This window comes from Giesbergeria anulus (genome assembly GCF_900111115.1).
In the GTDB taxonomy this organism is placed as follows: domain Bacteria; phylum Pseudomonadota; class Gammaproteobacteria; order Burkholderiales; family Burkholderiaceae_C; genus Simplicispira; species Simplicispira anulus.
The window spans coordinates 267,690-286,465 of the sequence record NZ_FOGD01000001.1; the positions used below are offsets into that span (position 1 = coordinate 267,690).

Annotated in this window: 13 protein-coding genes; 6 read left to right on the forward strand and 7 right to left on the reverse strand. The window is 61.6% G+C overall.

The window, feature by feature from the left end:
• Positions 1-22 precede the first annotated feature (22 nt).
• From ligA to BMX55_RS01375, 6 genes are all read right to left on the reverse strand, one after another.
• Positions 23-2,209 carry an NAD-dependent DNA ligase LigA gene (gene ligA, locus BMX55_RS01350; protein ID WP_281242803.1) on the reverse strand — a complete coding sequence of 729 codons (2,187 nt, stop codon included), beginning with the start codon at positions 2,207-2,209 and terminating at the stop codon, positions 23-25.
• 17 nt (positions 2,210-2,226) lie between these two features.
• Complete coding sequence (locus tag BMX55_RS01355; protein ID WP_091451584.1) at positions 2,227-3,399, reverse strand: cell division protein FtsZ; 1,173 nt, start codon at positions 3,397-3,399, stop codon at positions 2,227-2,229.
• A 26-nt stretch (positions 3,400-3,425) separates the two neighbouring features.
• Positions 3,426-6,950, reverse strand: coding sequence for a chromosome segregation protein SMC (gene smc / locus BMX55_RS01360; protein ID WP_091451587.1), 3,525 nt, complete (start codon positions 6,948-6,950; stop codon positions 3,426-3,428).
• 113 nt (positions 6,951-7,063) lie between these two features.
• Complete coding sequence (locus BMX55_RS01365; protein WP_091451590.1) at positions 7,064-9,847, reverse strand: Hsp70 family protein; 2,784 nt, start codon at positions 9,845-9,847, stop codon at positions 7,064-7,066.
• Positions 9,844-11,709, reverse strand: coding sequence for an Hsp70 family protein (locus BMX55_RS01370; RefSeq protein ID WP_091451592.1), 1,866 nt, complete (start codon positions 11,707-11,709; stop codon positions 9,844-9,846). The genes BMX55_RS01365 and BMX55_RS01370 overlap by 4 nt, the downstream gene beginning before the upstream one ends.
• Positions 11,706-12,281, reverse strand: a complete 576-nt coding sequence (locus tag BMX55_RS01375) for a DUF2760 domain-containing protein (RefSeq protein ID WP_091451594.1) — start codon at positions 12,279-12,281, stop codon at positions 11,706-11,708. Before BMX55_RS01375 ends, BMX55_RS01370 begins: the two co-directional genes overlap by 4 nt.
• Positions 12,282-12,495: 214 nt before the next feature.
• Between BMX55_RS01375 and BMX55_RS01380 the strand changes: the two genes are divergently transcribed.
• A complete protein-coding gene (locus BMX55_RS01380) occupies positions 12,496-13,272 on the forward strand; it encodes a GGDEF domain-containing protein (RefSeq protein ID WP_091451597.1) in 777 nt (258 codons plus the stop codon).
• 10 nt (positions 13,273-13,282) lie between these two features.
• Positions 13,283-14,119, forward strand: a complete 837-nt coding sequence (locus BMX55_RS01385) for a MinD/ParA family protein (RefSeq protein WP_091451599.1) — start codon at positions 13,283-13,285, stop codon at positions 14,117-14,119.
• 19 nt (positions 14,120-14,138) lie between these two features.
• Here BMX55_RS01385 and BMX55_RS01390 read toward each other — a convergent pair whose 3' ends face one another.
• Entirely contained in the window at positions 14,139-14,840 is a 702-nt protein-coding gene (locus BMX55_RS01390; protein ID WP_091451602.1) for a pirin family protein, read from the reverse strand.
• 113 nt (positions 14,841-14,953) lie between these two features.
• Between BMX55_RS01390 and BMX55_RS01395 the strand changes: the two genes are divergently transcribed.
• The 4 genes from BMX55_RS01395 (at position 14,954) to trmB (ending at position 18,775) form a co-directional block, all read left to right on the forward strand.
• Entirely contained in the window at positions 14,954-15,889 is a 936-nt protein-coding gene (locus tag BMX55_RS01395) for a LysR family transcriptional regulator (protein WP_091451606.1), read from the forward strand.
• 71 nt (positions 15,890-15,960) lie between these two features.
• Positions 15,961-17,079: an NAD(P)/FAD-dependent oxidoreductase gene (locus BMX55_RS01400; protein ID WP_091451610.1), complete on the forward strand. Its 1,119-nt coding sequence runs from the start codon at positions 15,961-15,963 to the stop codon at positions 17,077-17,079.
• Positions 17,080-17,111: 32 nt separating this feature from the next.
• A complete protein-coding gene (gluQRS, locus tag BMX55_RS01405; RefSeq protein WP_091451614.1) occupies positions 17,112-18,023 on the forward strand; it encodes a tRNA glutamyl-Q(34) synthetase GluQRS in 912 nt (303 codons plus the stop codon).
• A gap of 17 nt (positions 18,024-18,040) precedes the next feature.
• Positions 18,041-18,775, forward strand: a complete 735-nt coding sequence (trmB, locus tag BMX55_RS01410; RefSeq protein ID WP_245751245.1) for a tRNA (guanosine(46)-N7)-methyltransferase TrmB — start codon at positions 18,041-18,043, stop codon at positions 18,773-18,775.
• The last annotated feature ends 1 nt before the right edge of the window (position 18,776 follow it).

Sequence of the window (18,776 nt, forward strand, 5' to 3'; positions counted from 1 at the left end):
AGCAGAATCGTCTGTGTGCGTTTTACGGCGTGGGAGGGGCCAACAGCGCCAGCAAACCGGCTTCGTCTAATACCGGCAGGCCCAGCTCTTGCGCCTTGGCGAGTTTGCTGCCAGCTTCGGCACCGGCAACTACATAGCTGGTCTTTTTACTGACTGAGCCAGAGACCTTGGCTCCCGCAGCCTCTAGCATGTCTTTGGCGGCATCGCGGCTGAGAGTGGGTAGGGTGCCCGTCAGAACGATGGTTTTACCGGCCAAGGGTTGCAGCGCCCGCTGCGACGGCGCACCTTCGGGCCAAGAGATGCCACATGCGCGCAATTGTTTTACCACTTCGCGGTGGTGGGGCTGGTCAAAAAACAGGCGCAGGCTTTGCGCTACCACCGGCCCGACATCGTTGACCTGCAACAGTTGCTCCACCGTGGCGTCCATGATGGCGCCCAAATTGCCAAAGTGGCGTGCCAAATCTTTGGCCGTGGATTCACCCACATGGCGGATACCCAAGGCAAACAAAAACCGGGGCAGGGTGGTTTGTTTGGACTGCTCCAGCGCGGCCAGAATGTTCTGTGCTGATTTTTCGGCCATGCGCTCTAAAGCCACCAAAGCCGTTAAACCTAGACGGTACAAATCGGGCAGGGTATGCACCACACCCGCATCGACCAACTGATCGACCAGCTTGCCGCCCAAGCCTTCGATATCCATCGCCCGCCGGGCTGCAAAATGCAAAATAGCTTCTTTGCGCTGGGCTGGGCAGAACAGGCCACCAGTGCAGCGGTATTCGGTCTCACTGGGTTCACGCACTACGGCGCTGCCACACACGGGGCAAGCGGCAGGCATACGAAAGTTAGCCACATAGGGCTGGCGAGCAAGCAACGCCCCATCACCATGGGCCTCTGCGACCGGCGGCACCACCCCCACCACTTCAGGAATCACATCACCGGCCCGGCGCACAATGACCTGATCGCCCACCCGCACTTTTTTGCGGCGCAGTTCAAACAAGTTGTGCAAAGTGGCATTGGTGACAGTCACACCGCCCACAAACACTGGGGCCAGCCGGGCCACCGGCGTGAGTTTGCCGGTGCGACCCACTTGGATGTCGATGCCATCCACCAAGGTGATCATCTCTTGTGCGGGGTATTTGTGAGCCACCGCCCAACGCGGCTCACGGGTTTTGAAACCCAGTTCCTGCTGCAAGGCCAGATCATCGACTTTATAGACGACACCATCAATATCGTAGGGCAACTGATCGCGCTGCTGGCCGATGCGTTGGTGAAAGGCCATCAGCGCCTCAGCACCCACCACCTGCTGCACCTGCTCGGCCACCGGGAAACCCCAGCCTTTGAGGGTTTGCAACAGGGCGTAATGGGTTTGCCACAGCGGCGTACCCTCGGCAGCAAGGGAGACATCACCCACGCCATAGGCAAAAAAGCGCATCGGGCGCTGGGCGGTGATGTTGGCATCTAACTGGCGCACAGCCCCAGCCGCAGCATTACGCGGGTTGACGAAGGTTTTTTGCCCACGCGCACGCTGTTCTTGGTTGAGGCGGTCAAAATCGGCCCGGCCCATATAGACCTCGCCGCGCACTTCTAACACCGGGGGCACGCCAGCAGGCAAAGACAGCGGTATCTGGCGAATGGTGCGGATGTTGTGGGTGACGTCCTCGCCCACCTCGCCATCGCCACGGGTAGCAGCTTGCACCAACAGGCCGTTTTCGTAGCGCAGGCTCATCGCCAAGCCATCGAATTTGGGTTCGGCCACATAAGCGATGGGGGCACCACCGATAACCTCCAGTGCCAGCGGGCACAGAGCCGAACGCTCAGCGCGTTCAGTGCGCTTGTGTTCTGTTGCTAGATAGGAGCGCAATTGCTGCTCGAATTTTTCCGCCCCAGCCGCTGTGACATCGGTTTCGGTGCGGATGGACAGCATGGGCAGGGCATGGCGTACCGGAGCCAATCCATCCATCACTGCGCCAATGATGCGCTGCGTGGGCGAGTCTGGAGTAACCAGATCAGGATGTTCAGCCTCTAGGGCCTGCAAACGCTGGTAAGCACGGTCGTATTCGGCATCGGGCACCTCTGGGGCATCTTGGACGTAATACTGCTGCGCCCAACGGTGCAGGCGGGTGCGCAAGCTAGCTGCTTCGGCGGCAGCTTGGGCCGTGTTGGTGGGCCCACTTTCTGGCGGGGCAGCAAAAAGATCAAGCGATGCAGTCACAGTAGCAAACCCAGACATCAACTGAACAAACGACGCGCCAGCACCGAGCCTGCCGACAGGCCGTGTCCATCGAGTTGGTCGTAAAGCAGTTCTAAATCGGTGGCGATAGGATCCATCGCCATCGTGGGCAAGGGCTGGCCGTTTTGGTCGCACAGCACGCCATCCATGACGCGGCAGAGTACGGTAGCAATCTCACGCAGGCGGGTAAAAGGCTGCTCAGAGCGGTTGACTTGGGCCACATCCAAACTGAGCATTAAATCGCGCACGGCGGACTGCTCTAAATCTTCGGCCAGAGCGGCTTGGGTATCAAATGCCAGTATGAGCAGTGGTGGCATACCGGGCGTGGGGGCTGGTAGCAGCATCCGCCCTGCCATCGAGCCGGGCACGAAACCAAGGCGCGAGGCGTTTTGTTGCAGATAACCGGCACTCCAAGCGGCTTGGCGGGCGCGCAGCACAAAGCTCAATTGGGCATCGTGCTGACCCGCAAAATCATCCAACGATTTGGCACGAGCCACTTCATGCAGCATTTCTGGAAATTCTGCCGCTGCGTGCAGCGTGTCGGCAAAAGCCTGTACTTTTTGCAGGAATTCAGAGAACTCAATCTCATTCAAGGCCCCGGTGCGGTTGGCTAACTGCACGCCCGCCTGAAAACGGTTGTAGCGCTGGTTGGCGGCTGGGTGCTCCCACTGCTGGCTGCTCTCGTTCCAACCCTCAATGGCAAACTGTTTACTACCAACGCGGCGGGTAGGGGGCAGGGCCGCCAGCACCGCATCGCCGGGCACGGCCTGCTCGCAGTGCAGTGTGGCAATCGCATCAATGAGCTTGTCCAGCCCCAAACGACGGTCTGGCACGGACGCGGGCTTGGGCTTGGCGACAAGCGGAGGAGCTGGCGGTACGGGTGCGCCCGCAGCATGGGAGGGGACATCTTCAGCGCGATCTTCCTGCAAGGGCGTATCGACATGGCTATTGTGGTGCAAGGGCGACGCTGGTGGCACGCCATGCAAGGCCTGATCGAGCAGGTGGTCAAAGGCAGGCTCTTGGCGCAACGCGGGTTCAACAGCGGCAGCCCCCGGCTCGGCGGGCTTGGGCTTTTTAGGGCTGTTGCGGTGGTTTGTCCAAGCGTTGTAGGCGACGATCAGGGCCAGCAACACGGCGCCGATGACGGCCAGACTAATTTGCAAGTTGCTCATGGGTGTGGTGTGCGGGTAAATGATGTTCAGGTGGCATCGGCCATCGACAGGGCCGACTCCATGTCCACGGCCACAATGCGTGAAACGCCTTGCTCCTGCATGGTGACGCCGATCAATTGTTGGGCCATTTCCATGGCAATTTTGTTGTGGCTGATGAACAAAAATTGGGTTTGCTGGCTCATACGAGACACCAGTTTGGCATACCGCTCAGTGTTAGCGTCGTCCAAGGGGGCATCGACTTCATCCAACAGGCAAAACGGGGCCGGGTTGAGTTGGAAGATAGCAAACACCAAGGCAATAGCGGTAAGGGCCTTCTCGCCTCCAGACAACAGATGGATGGTTTGGTTTTTCTTGCCCGGCGGCTGGGCCATGACTTGTACGCCCGAATCCAGAATTTCATCGCCCGTGATGATAAGGCGTGCGTTGCCGCCGCCAAACAGTTCGGGGAACATCCGACCAAAATGCCCGTTCACGGCATCGAAGGTGCCTGACAGCAGATCACGGGTTTCGGCGTCGATCTTGCGGATGGCGTCTTCTAGCGTCTGCATGGCATCGGTCAAATCGGTGGTTTGGGCATCTAAGAAGGTTTTACGCTCGCGGGCGGCGACCAGCTCTTCCAAGGCCGCGAGATTGACGGCACCTAACGCGGCAATCTCGCGGTGCAGGCGGTCAATCTCCGTTTGCAAGCCGGTGACGCGCACTTGGCCCTCTGCGATGGAGCGCTCCACGGCCTCTAGGTCGGCTTGGGCTTCGGTCAACAAGGTATTCAATTGTTCCAACCCCAGCCGCGCTGCTTGCTCTTTGAGCTGGCAATCGGTGATGCGCTGGCGCAGCGGCTCTAGGGTACGCTCCAATTGCAGGCGCTGCTCGTCGGTGCTGCGCAATTGCAAGGTGAGGTCATCGTATTGGCTGCGCTGGGCAGCCAGTGCTTGTTCACGCTCGATTTTCAGCGCCAGCAGCTCTTGCAGGCCGCCTTGGGCAGCGGCATCAGACAGGCGCTCTAGCTCAGCTTGGGCGCGCACGCGCTCATCGGCCAGCGTGGCGGCCTGCTGGCGTGCAGTATCGAGGGTGCGCGAGAGTTCGGCCCGGCGCGCTTCTAGGCTGCGCTGGGCAAACAGGGCTTCTTGGGCTTGGCGCTCTAGGCCGCGTTGCTGTTCGCGGCATTGGTTCAGGCGGCGTTCGGCATCGAGCACGCGGTCATCGAGTTGCGCGTGGGCCTCTTGGCTGTCGGCCAGTTGCATATCCAAGGTTTCGAAACGCGCTTCTGCGGTGATGCGGCGCTCTTGCAAGTCGTCTAGCTGGGCTTGCACTTCGTCTAAATCAGCACCAATTTGCGCGCTGCGGGCTTGGGTTTGCGCCAGCAGTTGCGACAAACGCAGGTGCTCTACCTGCAAGGCATGGGCTTGAGCTTGGGCCTCGGTGGCGGCACGGCGCAAGGTGGCAAGCTGCTGCACAGTATCAGCATACGCAGCCTCGGCACGCAACAGGGCGGCACGGGCTTCTTCGGTGATGAGGGTTTGGGCGCGCAGTTCTTTGTCTAAATGCTCGATTTCTTGCGCCCGTGCCAATAGCCCGGCTTGTTCAGAATCTTGGGCATAAAAGGCAACGCTGTGCAGGGTGACGGCATGGCCGTCAGGCACATAGAGGGTTTCTCCGGGCTGGAGTTGGGCGCGCCGGTTCAGGGCTTCATCCAAGGTCTGGGCGGTATAGCAGCCTTGTAGCCAATCTTGCAACACGGCCTGCAAGCTGGCATCGTGCAGGCGCAAGCTATCGGCCAGACGTGGTAAAGCCGCCGCAGAGGAGCGCAATACCGCTTGGGCGCTGCTGAAAAACGCCAGTTTGGCCGGTGGCCCCTCGCCCGTAGTGCCCACCAACCCGCGCACCCGGTCTAGGCTGCTTACCTCCAACGCCGATAGGCGCTCGCGCAGGGCGGCCTCTAGGGCTTTTTCCCAGCCCGGCTCGATATGCAGGCGTGTCCACAGGGCCGCCAAGCTGTCTAGGCCGTGGCGCTGTAGCCAAGGGCGCAGCTTGCCGTCGGTTTTGAGCTTTTCTTGCAAGGCTTGCAGCGCTTCAAGGCGGGCAGACAATTCGGCTTGCCGGGCGTTTTCAGCATTGAGGGTCTGCTGGTGTTGGCGGCGGGCCTCGTCGCGTTGTGGAGCCTCGTCTTGGGCTTGGGCCAAACGGGCTTGCGTGATGTCCAAGGCTTCTTGCGCCGCTTGCAGTTGTTGTTGTAAGTGCTGCACGCCGCTGGCATCGGGGGCGGTGAGGGCTTGGCGCTCGACGCGCAGGCGCTCATAGCGGCTTTGCAGTTGGCGGCTTTGCTCCTCAATGCTGCGCTGCTCGGCGGCCAATACTTGGATTTGCTGTTGCACTTGCACCACCGCAGCGCGCTGGCTGTTGGCCCGGCTCTGGCTTTGGCGCAGGGCGTCTTCTAAATCGGGCAGGCGCATGGCCTGCTCTTCCAATTGGGCTTGCAGCAGTTCAGTTTGCTCTTCGGCCTCTAGCCCAGCACCGGCCAGATTTTCGAGTTCAAAATGGGCCTCTTCGCTGCGCGTCTCCCATTGGGTGATTTGCTCGGCCAGCGTAGCTAGGCGCAACTGCACGCGCTGGCGTGCCTCCACCACATAGCGGATTTCGGCCTCTAGGCGGCCAATTTCGGCATTGGTCTCATAGACTTGGCCTTGCGCTTGGGTGACGCCATCGCCTGCGGCATAGTGGGCTTGGCGGATGGTTTCTAACTGTGCCTCTAAATGGCGCAAGGCGGCCATTTGTGCTTCCAAGTCATTCACCGCTTGCAAGCCTTGGGCCTGCACGGCGGCTTGATCGGCTTGGGCGTCGGCACGCTTTAAGAACCAAAGCTGCTGCTGCTTGAGCGTGGCGCTGGCGTGTAAAGTTTGGTATTTTTGTGCGACTTCGGCCTGTTTTTCGAGTTTGTCGAGGTTGGCGTTGAGCTCGCGCAGGATGTCTTCGACCCGGATCAGGTTTTCGCGGGTGTCGTGCAAGCGGTTTTCGGTCTCACGGCGGCGCTCTTTGTACTTAGAAACCCCAGCGGCTTCTTCCAAAAACAAGCGCAAATCCTCAGGGCGGGACTCCAAAATGCGGTTGATGGTGCCTTGGCCGATGATGGCGTAAGCACGTGGCCCCAGCCCGGTGCCCAAAAACACGTCTTGCACATCGCGGCGGCGCACCGGCTGGTTGTTGATGTAGTAGCTGCTGTTGCCATCGCGGGTTAATACCCGCTTGACAGCAATCTCGGTGTACTGGTTCCATTGGCCGCCAGCGCGGTGGTCATCGTTATTGAAGATCAGTTCAACACTGGCGCGGCTGGCCTGTTTGCGTCGGGTGGTGCCGTTAAAGATCACATCTTGCATCGACTCGCCACGCAGCTCTGAGGCTTTGCTCTCGCCCAGCACCCAGCGCACGGCATCCATGATGTTGGATTTACCGCAGCCGTTGGGGCCGACTACACCGACCAACTGCCCTGGCAGCATGAAATGGGTAGGTTCAGCAAAAGATTTGAAGCCAGACAGCTTGATGGAATTGAGACGCACGGATCACCCTGTAACACCGCGCCGCTGGCGCAGCCGCCAGGGCCACGCGGCCAACACCGCCCGGCGCGTAGTCGTGCCTAGCGGTTCAAGGTGTGAATGTTACCCGAGCGCGCTCAGGCGCGCAGCAATTGCAGTCCGGGGGGCAGAGCCTCGCCAAAACTGCGGCGTTGGTCGGCCTCGTCCAGCGCCAGCACTTCGCGCACCATCGCCGCCCAAGCCGGTGGAGCCTTGGCGGCTTGCAAACGCGCAATAACCTGCTCGCGCAGCGGCCAAGGCAAGTCACGGGCGCGATCACCGCTGCAACGGGCCAATTGGGCGGCGGCAAAGGCCGCAGGCTCGACTTGCTTCCAATCTAAGCCCAGCAGCACCTGTAACCATAGCATGGCTGTCTCGGCGGGCACGACATGGTGGGCACTGCCATACAGCGGCACCCGCGCGCCTAAACGCCCCAGCGCCCACCATGTATGGTTTTTTTCGGGGTGGCGCTGCCAGCGGTCCAGCAACCAGTGCCCGACATCGACCCTGTGGGCGGCGGAGACCTGCTCCAGCGTGGCTGCCAAGCGCACCATGTCGTCATAACTGCCACGCAAGGGCGATTTGCTGCGCGGGGCATCGGCAATGGTTTCTAAATGGCCGACCAACTGCTCGAGCAGTTGCAGTTGTTGGGCCTCGTTCAGGCCCGCAGCGGCACGCCGCCACAGCGTCCACCATTCTGACCAATTGCCGCTCTCAGCCACATATTGGATGCCTTGGGAAAACAACGTCCAGAGTTGTTCTACCCGCCAGCCATCTAAGGGCGCGCCAGTGCCGGGGCGCAAGCAATAACCGGCCAAATTGAGCCAAACACGCTCGTGCTCGGCACTGCGGCGGCGACGCTTGGCCCCGGCCCACAGGGCATCAAACAGGCTGCGCAGCAGGGGCAAATCCCAGTCTTCGCGGCGGCCCAGTAGGCGCTCCAAGGTCTGGCGCAACTGGCGTACCTCGCGCGGTTCGGGTTTGTGCGTGCCGGTGCCAAAAATGCGCTCAATTTGCGCCAGCGCCTCAGGCAACCGTGGGTGCAGTGGCGGGGTGGCGGTTGTATCCTGTGCTGCATCGGCCTCCTCAACGCCACCACGCAACTCAAAGGCTAAAGACCAGCGTTGCTGTGCATCATCAACTTGCGTGCAGTGCATTTCTAAGGTGCCCACTTCGGTGATGCTGGCCGTGAGCTGCACCCGCACGTCGCGGCGGCGTTGGCCTTCGGGCGCGGGCAATACCGCCGACAATTGTGGCAGGCGGACACAATCTGCGGCTTCCTGGCTATCTAAAGCGACCAAATCGCCCGCTTGCCAAGGCGTGCTGGCCGACGATGACAGCAAATGAAAACGCACCGCCTGCCCCAAACGCAGGGCAAAAATATGGTCGGTTAAATGCACCGGCACCCCCTCCGGGGTGCTGCGCGGCAAAACACAGATGCCCTGTGGCCCAGTGCCTTGCTGGCTCTCTTCCAGCAGTAAAAAATAGCTGCGCGCTGAACCACCGCCAATACCGGCACCCAAAGCCGGTACGCGCCCTGCACGCACCAAGGCATGAGCCACCGCACCACGGGCCACAGCCACATCGGGGGCATCGTTGTGCAAAACTTGCACTGGCGCACCACGCCACTGGGACAACTGCTGTTCCAGCCGCTGCGCCAAGGCCGGGGCGCGAAACACACCGCCATTGAGCAGCAAGGTATCGGGCAAGCCCGCTTCGGCATGGCGGGCCAAAAAATCCGCCAGATGGCGGGTGATGGCGGCGTCAGCGGGGTAAGGCAAGCCAAACTCGACAATCCCTGCCCGCCGCCGTTGGGGCCGGGCGCTGGCATCTTCTAAGGGCAAAAAGCCATCCACCACCAATTGTTCAATATCGCTGCGGCTAACCTCCACCGAACGGGCGGCTCCCAACAGTTGCGCCCCCGAACCCAGCAGGGTCACAGTGGTGCATTCTGGAGCCTCTGGCCCCAATAACAATTCTTTAGCCACCCGGCAACGCTGCACCAGTTGCGACAAGCGTGTGGCCGACAGCGGCGTGGTACCGCCCAAACGGCGCTCTACCCAGTGGGCCAGTGCCAAATCCATATTGTCACCACCCAGCATCAGGTGGTCACCGACGCCGATGCGCGTCAGTTGCGGCACAGCGCCATCGCCGTGTTCCACTTGGATCAGCGTCAGGTCGGTGGTGCCACCGCCCACATCACAGACCAACACCAAGCGCGACTGCGCCAGCGTATCGGCCCAAGTCTTGGCGTGGCGCAGCAACCAGTCTTGAAAGGCGGCTTGAGGCTCTTCCAGCAAGCGCACCGTGGGTAAACCGGCCCAGCGGGCCGCCTCTAAGGTTAAAGCGCGTGCGCCCTCGTCAAACGAGGCTGGCACCGTGAGGACGATGTCTTGCTGCTCTAGCGGCGCTTTGGGGAAGCGGGTGTTCCACACCGCACGCACATGGGCCAGATAACTGGCGCTGGCTAGCACCGGCGAGATTTTGGGCACACCGTCCGCAGCGCCCCACGGCAGGATGGCCGCCATGCGATCCACCCCGGCATGGGATAACCAACTTTTGGCACTGCTGACCAAACGCCCCAGCACCTGCGCCCCCAAATCACGCGCATAGCGGCCCAGCACAGCAGGCGGCAGGGCATCATCCTGCGCTAACGGCACTAAACCTGCCTGCGGCAAGGCCGTGGGTGGCAACTCGCCCGGTGCCGGGTGGTAGCGCACCGAGGGCAGCAACACCTGCTCGGCCCACTGTCCCGGCCCCACCAGTTGCCCAATAGGCAGCAAATGCACCCCGGTAGCCGCTCTGGCGCGCGCCACATCGGCATAGGCCACTACGGTGTGGCTGGTACCGAGGTCAATGCCAACGCTATAGCGAGCGCTCACGGCTGGGCGTCGCTCCGTGCGTCAAACTCGACCTTCCAGCGCTCGGTGCCGCCCACCGGCAGGGCCTCTAGCTCCAGCACGCCGGTTTCGGTGATACGGGCATGGAGGCGCACGCGCACCACCTCGCCAGCGGTGCGGCCTTGGGCGGGCAGATGGGCCTCAATGGCCTGCAATTCGTGCAGCTCGTCGGGTGCCCAAAAATCGAGCGTTGTGCCCACTTGGTCTTGGCGGCGCACCGAGGAGCCAAAAAAGCGAAAATGCACCGGCTCGCCCACCACCAAACCAAACTCTTGCGCGGGCAAGGTGGCCTCGCTGCCCTCTTCCATGCCAAAGGGGGCCAAGCACAGCGCCTGAATCGGTGGCTCCATGCCCGGAATAGCGGGCATCGAAGACTCCACCGCCACGTAATACGCCTGCGCTGTACCGCCCCGAATCCGCACGCCACGGCCCCGGCGCACATAACCATAGTAGGCGGCACCACGCGCCACGGCCAAGTCCAAATCGGCACCGGCCAACAAGCGTGCCGGGGCCGCCCCCTCGGCTTGCAACCAGCCGTTGAGGGTGCCCAGCACGCGCTCGGCAATCGCGCCCGACTTGAGCACGCCGCCATTGAACAGCACCGCTGTGGGGTGCAAGAAGGTGGCCGCCTCTGGCAAGCTGCTGCCCAGCCCTTCCAATTGCGCCGTGGCACCGCGTTGACGGGTCAGGAAAGCCGCCAAATGCCGGGTGATGGCCGCATCCTGCGCATAGGGCAGGCCCAATTGCGTCAGGGCTGCACGGGCACGACTGATGGGCTGATCCGATACCGCTGCGAGGGGGAAGAAGCCCTCCAGCAAAGTCTGCTCTAGCTCTTGGCGCGTGACTTCAGTGCGGATAGAGCCACCAATCAGCTTGGAACCCCGGCTGGGCACCACCACCGGCACGGCCATCACGGCAGGGTCACTGAACAGGGTTTCTTTGGCGCTGCGGCAGGCATGGGCCAAGGCGCGGGTTTGCCAAGGGTCAAGTTGTTTGCCCTCGGCAGCCAGTTTGCGCGCCACACCGTAGGCCAGCGCCAAATCCATGTTGTCGCCACCGAGCAAAATGTGCTCACCCACAGCCACGCGCTGCAATTCCAAATTGCCATCGCGCTCCAACACAGCCATCAAGGACAAGTCAGTGGTGCCACCGCCCACATCCACCACAAGAAGGATGTCACCTTGGCGCACCTGCTTGCGCCACTGGCCGCTGCTGCGCTCAATCCAGCTATAGAGCGCTGCCTGTGGCTCTTCCAGCAAAGTGAGGTGGCTAAAACCAGCGGCTTGGGCTGCTTCTGCCGTCAGTTCGCGTGCTGCGGGGTCAAACGAGGCAGGAATGGTCACGGTCACATCCTGCTGCGCCAGCGGGGCTTCTGGGTGCTGCTGATCCCAAGCGGCTTTCAGGTGCGACAGGTAGCGGATGGAAGCCTCTAGCGGCGAGACGCGCTGCACTTCTTCGGGCGCATCCATGGGCAAAATCGGGCCGCGCCGATCCACGCCGGGGTGGCACAACCAACTCTTGGCACTGCTCACCAAGCGGATCGGCGTGGCTGCACCGCGCGTACGTGCCAATTCACCAACGGCAAAATCTTGCGCTGCCGCCCACGGCAGGGCCAAATCGCCGGGGGCCATCTCACTGGTATGGGGCAGGTACATGAACGAGGGCAACAGCGATTTGCCCTCCACCGCACCGGGGCCGGTGAGCTGCGGGATTTCCAATACGCCTTGGGCCACTTTTTCGCCATCGCTGGTGTGGGTATCTACCCAAGAGAGCGCGCAGTGGGTGGTGCCCAAGTCAATGCCCACGGTATAACGGGGGGAGAGGGTAGCAGTGGTATCGCTCACAGTTCTACCTCCGCCGGGGCCAACACGCTGGCATCGTGGCCTTGGGCCAGTTGGGGCAGGCGGCTATCGCTCACGCGCCAGCCTTGGTGTACCAGCGTGCCCGCAAAAGGCGGTTGCCCCACCACATTGCCAGTGACACGCACCGCAGCAGCATCAAAACCGGCGGGCAGCGTGATGCGGCTGCCTTCGGCCTCAGTGCGCACAGTGGCGATGGTGAAGTGCTCGCGCAGCACCTTGCGGCAGCCCTCATGCACCACACGGGCGGCACCACCAATGTCGGCATCGGAAAACGCGGCCACGTCCTGCTCCACAAAATCGACAAACCGTGCTTCGCGCTGCAACAAGCCTAACAATTGCAGGGCAGCGGTTTCTGGCGGGGCTTGCCATACGGGTGGCGTGGGCACTGGCGCAGCTACGGGAGCGGGGGCGGCAGGAGGCACAGGGGCAGGCGCTGGCACGCCATCGCGCAACTGAGCCACGCTGGCAGCGAAATCAGGCTGGGCAATGATGGCAAAAAAACTGCTGATGGCCAGCGCAATGCGCCCCATCAGGGAGGGAGGTGGTTTTGTCATGCACAAATTTTCTGTTGCGGGCTGGGACGCCCTGGGACTGCGCTACAGCAAGCTGCGCACCTGACAGCGGCCCAGCAACGCTGGGTGAGAAGGTTATAGTGGCGTATTATCCAACGTGCTTAGGCTAGCTGTGTCTGTACCCCTGCACACCACCAGAGGATTTGGGGGCGGTGTAACACAACAGCCCACGGCACGGGGTTACACTTGACGCACTGTGCCTACACCCGCCGCCTCACCTGCTGCATCCTCCCACCTCGTTGACCTGCACGATCTGCGTCTGGACGAGGCGCGTGCCTTGGTCAGCCCAGTCACGAACAAAGCCACCGCACCCCCCAACGCCACCCGTTATCTGCAATCGATGATTGATGGCTTGTGCGAGCTCTCACTGCGCGATCCCCTCACGGGTTTGGCTAATCGACGCCATTTTCTCAATGTGGTGGAGTGTGAGATCGACCGTGTGGCACGCTCTGGCGAGTCAGCACTGCTACTGCTGCTCGATATTGACCACTTCAAACACGTCAATGACACCCACGGCCATCTGGCTGGCGATAGGGTGTTGCAAGAAGTAGCGCGCATTTTGGCTACCTGTGTGCGCCCCATGGACACTTTGGCCCGCTATGGCGGTGAAGAGTTTGCTGTGGTGCTGCCCGGTTGCCAAGCCGCTTTTGGCCACACCGTGGCCGAGCGCATTCGCCAATCCGTCGAGGCTGCCTCGATACGGGTAGCCTCATCCAAAGAAGTGCATGTCACCATCAGCATTGGGGGTGCGTTTGCCTTGCAATGGATACGCTCGACCGCCTCGTTGTGGGTAGATAGAGCCGATTTACAACTGTATAAGGCCAAAGCCGCCGGGCGCAACCGTGTACACATAGAAGAACAACCCAGCAGCACCGTGACTGCAGAAGAGAAGGGCCTGCTATTTGGCACGCTTTACCCGCCGTCCGGCTGGGACGATCCGTCTCCCCAAAACCCGACCGACAGCGCCTTTTGAAAGCGATGAGATGAGCGACGCGCCGTCCACCCAACCCCTCCAAGCCGACGCCACCGAGGCGTCCCGGTACTCCGGGGCCCGCATCATTGCCGTAACCAGTGGCAAGGGGGGCGTAGGCAAAACTTTTGTTTCGGCCAATCTGGCCGCCGCTTTGGCGCGCCGGGGCAAACGTGTGCTCGTGCTGGATGCTGATTTGGGCTTGGCCAATCTGGATGTGGTGCTCAACCTGCACCCAAAACTCACGCTGCACGATGTCTTTACTGGCAAGGCACGCCTTGAAGAGGCCGTAGTGGCCGCACCGGGGGGCTTTTCGGTGCTGCTGGCAGGCTCAGGCATGATTGAATACTCACGCCTGACGCAAGATGTGCGCAACCAGTTTTACCACGCAGTGCAAAAGCTGGCCCCTTACTTCGATGTGATTTTGCTCGATACCGGCGCGGGTATCTCTGAAGTGGTGCTGTTTTCTATCTCACTGGCCTCAGAAGTGGTGGTGGTTGCCACCCCAGAGCCCACATCGCTCACCGATGCCTATGCCGCCATCAAAGTGCTGGCAATGCAGCAAAAACGCCAGCATGTGCGCATGATCGTCAACCAAGCGGCGCGCCCCGGCGATGGCCGCGCCATCACCGGCCAATTGCAACAGGTGATTGACCGCTTTGTCATGACCGATTCAGGCCGCCCACTGCGCCTGATCCACATGGGTGATATTCCTGCCGATCCGGCAGTGCGCGAAGCCATCATGCGCCGCCAACTGTTGCAACTGCTCACGCCCGGTTGTCCAGCCGCATTGGCGATCTCGCAACTGGCCAACAAAATGGTCGAAACGCTGTTGGCACGGGCTGCCTAGGCCCTGCGGGCCTACCTCCTCAAGGGGCCAAATCAAACACCAGCACCTCGGCCTGCTGGGCTTGGTTGAGGGTCAGGGCGGTTTCTTGGCTCAACAGGGCCGCATCGCCAGCGCTTAAGGCTTGCCCATTGGCTTTCAAACTGCCACGCACCACAAAGACATAGCACTTGCGCGTGGGTTCCAGCGCCAGCGTCACTGCATCTTGCCCATCAAGCAGCCCCGCATAGAGCGCGGCATCGGCATGGATGGGCACCGACTCTTGCGCACCATCGGGCGAGGCCAGCAGGCACAGCCGCCCCTGTTTGCGTTCTGGATCAAAGCGTTGTTGCGCATAACTGGGTGCAATGCCCCGGCTACGCGGCTCTAGCCAGATTTGCAAAAAATGCGTGTATTGGCCTGCGGCGTGGTTGTATTCGCTGTGTACCACGCCAGAGCCTGCGCTCATGCGCTGCACCTCGCCGGGGGCAATGGTACGCACATGGCCCATACTGTCTTTGTGGGCCAACTCGCCCTCCAGCACATAGCTGATGATTTCCATGTCGCGGTGGCCGTGGTCACCAAAGCCGGTGCCGGGGGCTATCCGATCTTCATTGATGACGCGCAAATTGCCAAACCCCATGTGCGCTGGGTCGTAATAACCGGCAAAAGAGAAACTGTGGTGCGAACGCAGCCAGCCATGATCGGCATAGCCCCGGTCTTGTGATTTGCGAATCGTTAGCATGGTGCATCTCTTTTTAATGATTGGAAGCCTTGACTTTAGAGTCACGCACCCTGCGGCAGGTACAAGCCACTTGACGGGATAATGCAAAAAATTGCAATCAACGAGCCGCCACCATGCGAAATCCACGCGATGTTCTGACCCCCGACAGCTTGGCTATGTTGCAAGAAATTGCCGTGGCGGGCAGTTTTGCGGCTGCGGCACGTTCTTTAGGGCTGGTGCCCAGCGCACTGACCTACCGCGTACGCCAAATCGAAGAAGCCTTGGACGTACTGCTGTTTGACCGCAGCTCGCGCCAAGCCAAGCCCACCCCAGCAGGCACAGAGTTGCTGCGCGAAGGCCAACGCCTGCTGCAAGACGTAGAAGCCGTCGCGCACCGGGTACGGCGCGTAGCCACGGGCTGGGAGCCGCAGTTGACCATCGCCGTCGATGGCGCGATGTCGCCCTATACCGTGCTGGAGCTAGTGCAAGCCTTTTACGATCTAGCGCCCCCCACCCGGCTCAAACTGCGCGACGAGATTCTCACTGGCACCCTCGAAGCCCTGACCTCAGGCCGCGCCGATTTAGCCATTGGGGTGGCCGTCAATGCCAGCAATGTGGCCGGTTTGCAGTTAGAAATGCTCGGCGATAGCGCCTTTTTGTTTGCCGTAGCTCCACACCATCCGCTGGCCCAAGCCCCAGAACCGATCAGCGATGCCTGCCTACTACAACACCGCTTGGTAGCCGTAGCAGACTCTGCGCACAGCAGCCAGACCAGCATCGGGCTGATGGGCGGGCAAGATGTGCTCACCGTGGCATCGATGCAGGCCAAATTGCAGGCACAACTGCGTGGCTTGGGCTGCGGCTTTTTGCCCACCGCCATGGCCCGGCCCTATTTAGAAGCCGGGCGGCTGGTCACGCGCAAAGTGGGGCGCTCGGAGCGCAATGTGCGCATGTACTACGCTTGGAAAGGCACGCAAAAACCTGCCGGGCGCGCATTGCAATGGTGGCTAGAGCAACTGCGCAGCCGCACCACGCGGGCCGCCCTGCTAGAAAACCACCACCACTTTTAGCAGTACCCCCCTGCGAGCGGTGTAGAGTGCCAAGGTTCTCGCTTTTCCTTCGCTTTCCTGAAAGGTCTGCTATGCCCCCCCGTACCCCTGCTTCTTCTGCCCGCTCACGCCCTTTGGGCAGCAGCACCACGTCTCCGCTGCCGCGCCACTTTGCCGTGGTAGGCGCTGGGCTGGCCGGCATCGCCTGCGCCCGTACCCTCATCAATGCAGGCCATCGGGTCACGGTGTTTGAAAAATCCGACGAAGTAGGTGGGCGCATGGCCAGCCACCATTCGCCATTTGGCAGTTTTGATGCTGGGGCGCAATACTTCACCATCCGCGATGAGCGCTTTGCGCTGGCATTGGACACCGTGCCGGGCGTGTTCCGCCCTTGGAGTGCCAATGCCATCCGCGTGCTCGATGCCACCGGCCATGTTGCCTCTGCCAGCCAACCTCCCGGAGAAGCCCATTGGGTAGCCAACCCCGATATGCAAGCTCTGGCCGTGGCTTGGGCCGAGCCTTTGCGCCAAGGCGGCCATCTGCACACCAACGCCCATGTGGTGGCTATCGAGCGCGACCCGCTCAAGCCCAAGCATTGGCAAGTGCGGGCACAGGCCCCAGACGGCGCGCAACAGGTGGTGGCGGGCTTTGATGCCGTGCTGCTGGCGCAACCAGCCGATCCGGCCCGCTCCCTGCTGACGCAATCGGGCATCCAAACGCCGCTGGTGGCAGACATTGCTGGCGTCATCACCGCCCCTTGCTGGACAATGATGCTGGCCTTCCCGCAATCGGTACGGCCCGGCCTGACCACACTGGGGCCACAATGGAACGCGGCGCGCAGCACGCACCACCGCATCGCTTGGCTGGCGCGTGAATCGTCCAAGCCCCAACGCGGCATTGTCGAGCGCTGGACAGTGCAAGCCAGCCCGGCTTGGTCACACGAGCACATCAACGATGACAGCAGCCGCGTGCAGGCCAAGCTGCTCAAAGCCTTTGCCGAAGTCACTGGCATCCGCGCCGAACCCGGCTATGTTGAAATGCGCCGCTGGCGCTATGCCCAAACCACACAGCCGCTGGGCAAGAGCCACCTGTTCGATAGCCAAAACGGCATCGGTGCCTGTGGCGACTGGTGCCTAGGCCACCGCCTCGAAGATGCCTTTATTTCTGGCCTAGAGCTGGCCTTGGCGGTCAACGCCAGCGTCAACGCCTAACACAACCAACGCAAAGGCAGCCCCAGCCAGCCATGAGCACCCCCGCGCTCTATATAGGCCGCTTTGCCCCGTCCCCCACGGGGCCGCTTCATGCTGGCTCCTTGGTGGCAGCGCTGGCTAGTTGGCTTGATGCCCGCGCGTGGAATGGCGGCCACGGTGGGCGCTGGCTGGTACGCATCGAAGATGTGGACACGCCGCGCTGCTCCTCCAGCGCAGCGCACACCATCTTGCAGCAGTTGGCCGCCTGCGGCCTGCACCCTGATGCGCCGCCACTGTGGCAATCCGAGCGGGCACCAGCGTACCAACAGGCGCTGGAGGGTTTGCTGGCCCAAGGCTTGGCCTACCCCTGTGCTTGCTCGCGCAAAGACATTGCAGACGTCCATGCTGGGCAAGGCCATGCCAAAGAGCGCCATGCCGCCCTGCCCTACCCCGGCACCTGCCGCTCAGGCTTGCAGGGCCGACCAGCCCGCGCTTGGCGCTTGAACACCCAAAATGCAGCCACTGTGGCGTGGCATGACCGGCGTTTGGGGTCGCAACAACAAAATGTGGCACACACTATTGGCGATTTTGTTCTGCGCCGTGCCGATGGCCTGTGGGCCTACCAACTGGCGGTGGTAGTCGATGATGGTGCGCAAGGCGTTACGCACATCGTGCGCGGTGAAGACCTTGCAGACAATACACCGCGTCAAACCTTGCTGCAACAAGCCTTGGGCCTACCCACGCCGCGCTACCTGCACACCGCATTGGTGTGCGGCGCTGATGGCGAAAAGCTCTCCAAACAGCACGGTGCCCCAGCACTTGATCTAAAAATGCCACTGCAAGCGCTATCGGCTGCGGCCCAAGTGCTGCAACTGCCCGCAGTGCCTCCAGAGCAAGCTACACTGTCAGATGCTCTGAGCCTCTGGGTCAGGGCTTGGACGCATCTTTACCATCAGCCCCCGTGACTGCCACTGCAACCCCCATCTCCCCCAACGTCGGCCCTGATGCCACGCCCCACGACGCCGCGCCCGCTGGCGTAGCCTATCCCAAAACCATCAAAAGTTTTGTGCGCCGCGCCGGACGCACCACCACCGGCCAAGCCAAGGCTTTTGAAGAGCTGGGGCCACGTTTTATCCTGTCTTACACCGGCCAGCCTTTGGATGCTGCGGCCAGCTTTGGCCGCAGCGCCCCGCTGATCTTAGAAATCGGCTTTGGCATGGGCGAGGCCACAGCGCATATTGCCCGCGTGCGCCCCAACGACAACTTCTTGTGCTGCGAAGTGCATGAGCCGGGCGTGGGCGCACTGCTCAAACGCATAGGCGAACAAGAGCTAGAAAATATCCGCATCCTGCAACACGATGCTGTGGAAGTGATTGACCACATGCTGGCCCCGGCCAGCTTGGATGGCATCCACATCTTCTTTCCTGACCCTTGGCACAAAAAGAAGCACAACAAGCGCCGCCTGATCCAGCCTGCTCTGGTAGCCAAACTGGCCGCAAGGCTCAAGCCCGGCGGCTACTTGCACTGCGCCACCGACTGGCAACCCTATGCCGAACAAATGCTGGAGGTGCTGGGTAGCGATCAGCTGCTGCACAATAGCACCCCTGACGGCTACGCCCCCCAGCCCGATTACCGCCCCCTGACCAAGTTTGAAAACCGAGGCTTGCGTTTAGGCCACGGTGTCTGGGATCTGGTCTTTTTGCGCCGCAGCGCCTGAG

Bases quoted from the DNA above. Each gene is read 5' to 3' on its own strand.
- BMX55_RS01355 (WP_091451584.1), bottom strand. From the start codon at position 3,399: ATGAGCAACTTGCAAATTAGTCTGGCCGTCATCGGCGCCGTGTTGCTG.
- BMX55_RS01390 (WP_091451602.1), bottom strand. From the start codon at position 14,840: ATGCTAACGATTCGCAAATCACAAGACCGGGGCTATGCCGATCATGGC.
- BMX55_RS01395 (WP_091451606.1), top strand. From the start codon at position 14,954: ATGCGAAATCCACGCGATGTTCTGACCCCCGACAGCTTGGCTATGTTG.
- BMX55_RS01385 (WP_091451599.1), top strand. From the start codon at position 13,283: ATGAGCGACGCGCCGTCCACCCAACCCCTCCAAGCCGACGCCACCGAG.
- BMX55_RS01400 (WP_091451610.1), top strand. From the start codon at position 15,961: ATGCCCCCCCGTACCCCTGCTTCTTCTGCCCGCTCACGCCCTTTGGGC.
- BMX55_RS01375 (WP_091451594.1), bottom strand. From the start codon at position 12,281: ATGACAAAACCACCTCCCTCCCTGATGGGGCGCATTGCGCTGGCCATC.
- gluQRS (WP_091451614.1), top strand. From the start codon at position 17,112: ATGAGCACCCCCGCGCTCTATATAGGCCGCTTTGCCCCGTCCCCCACG.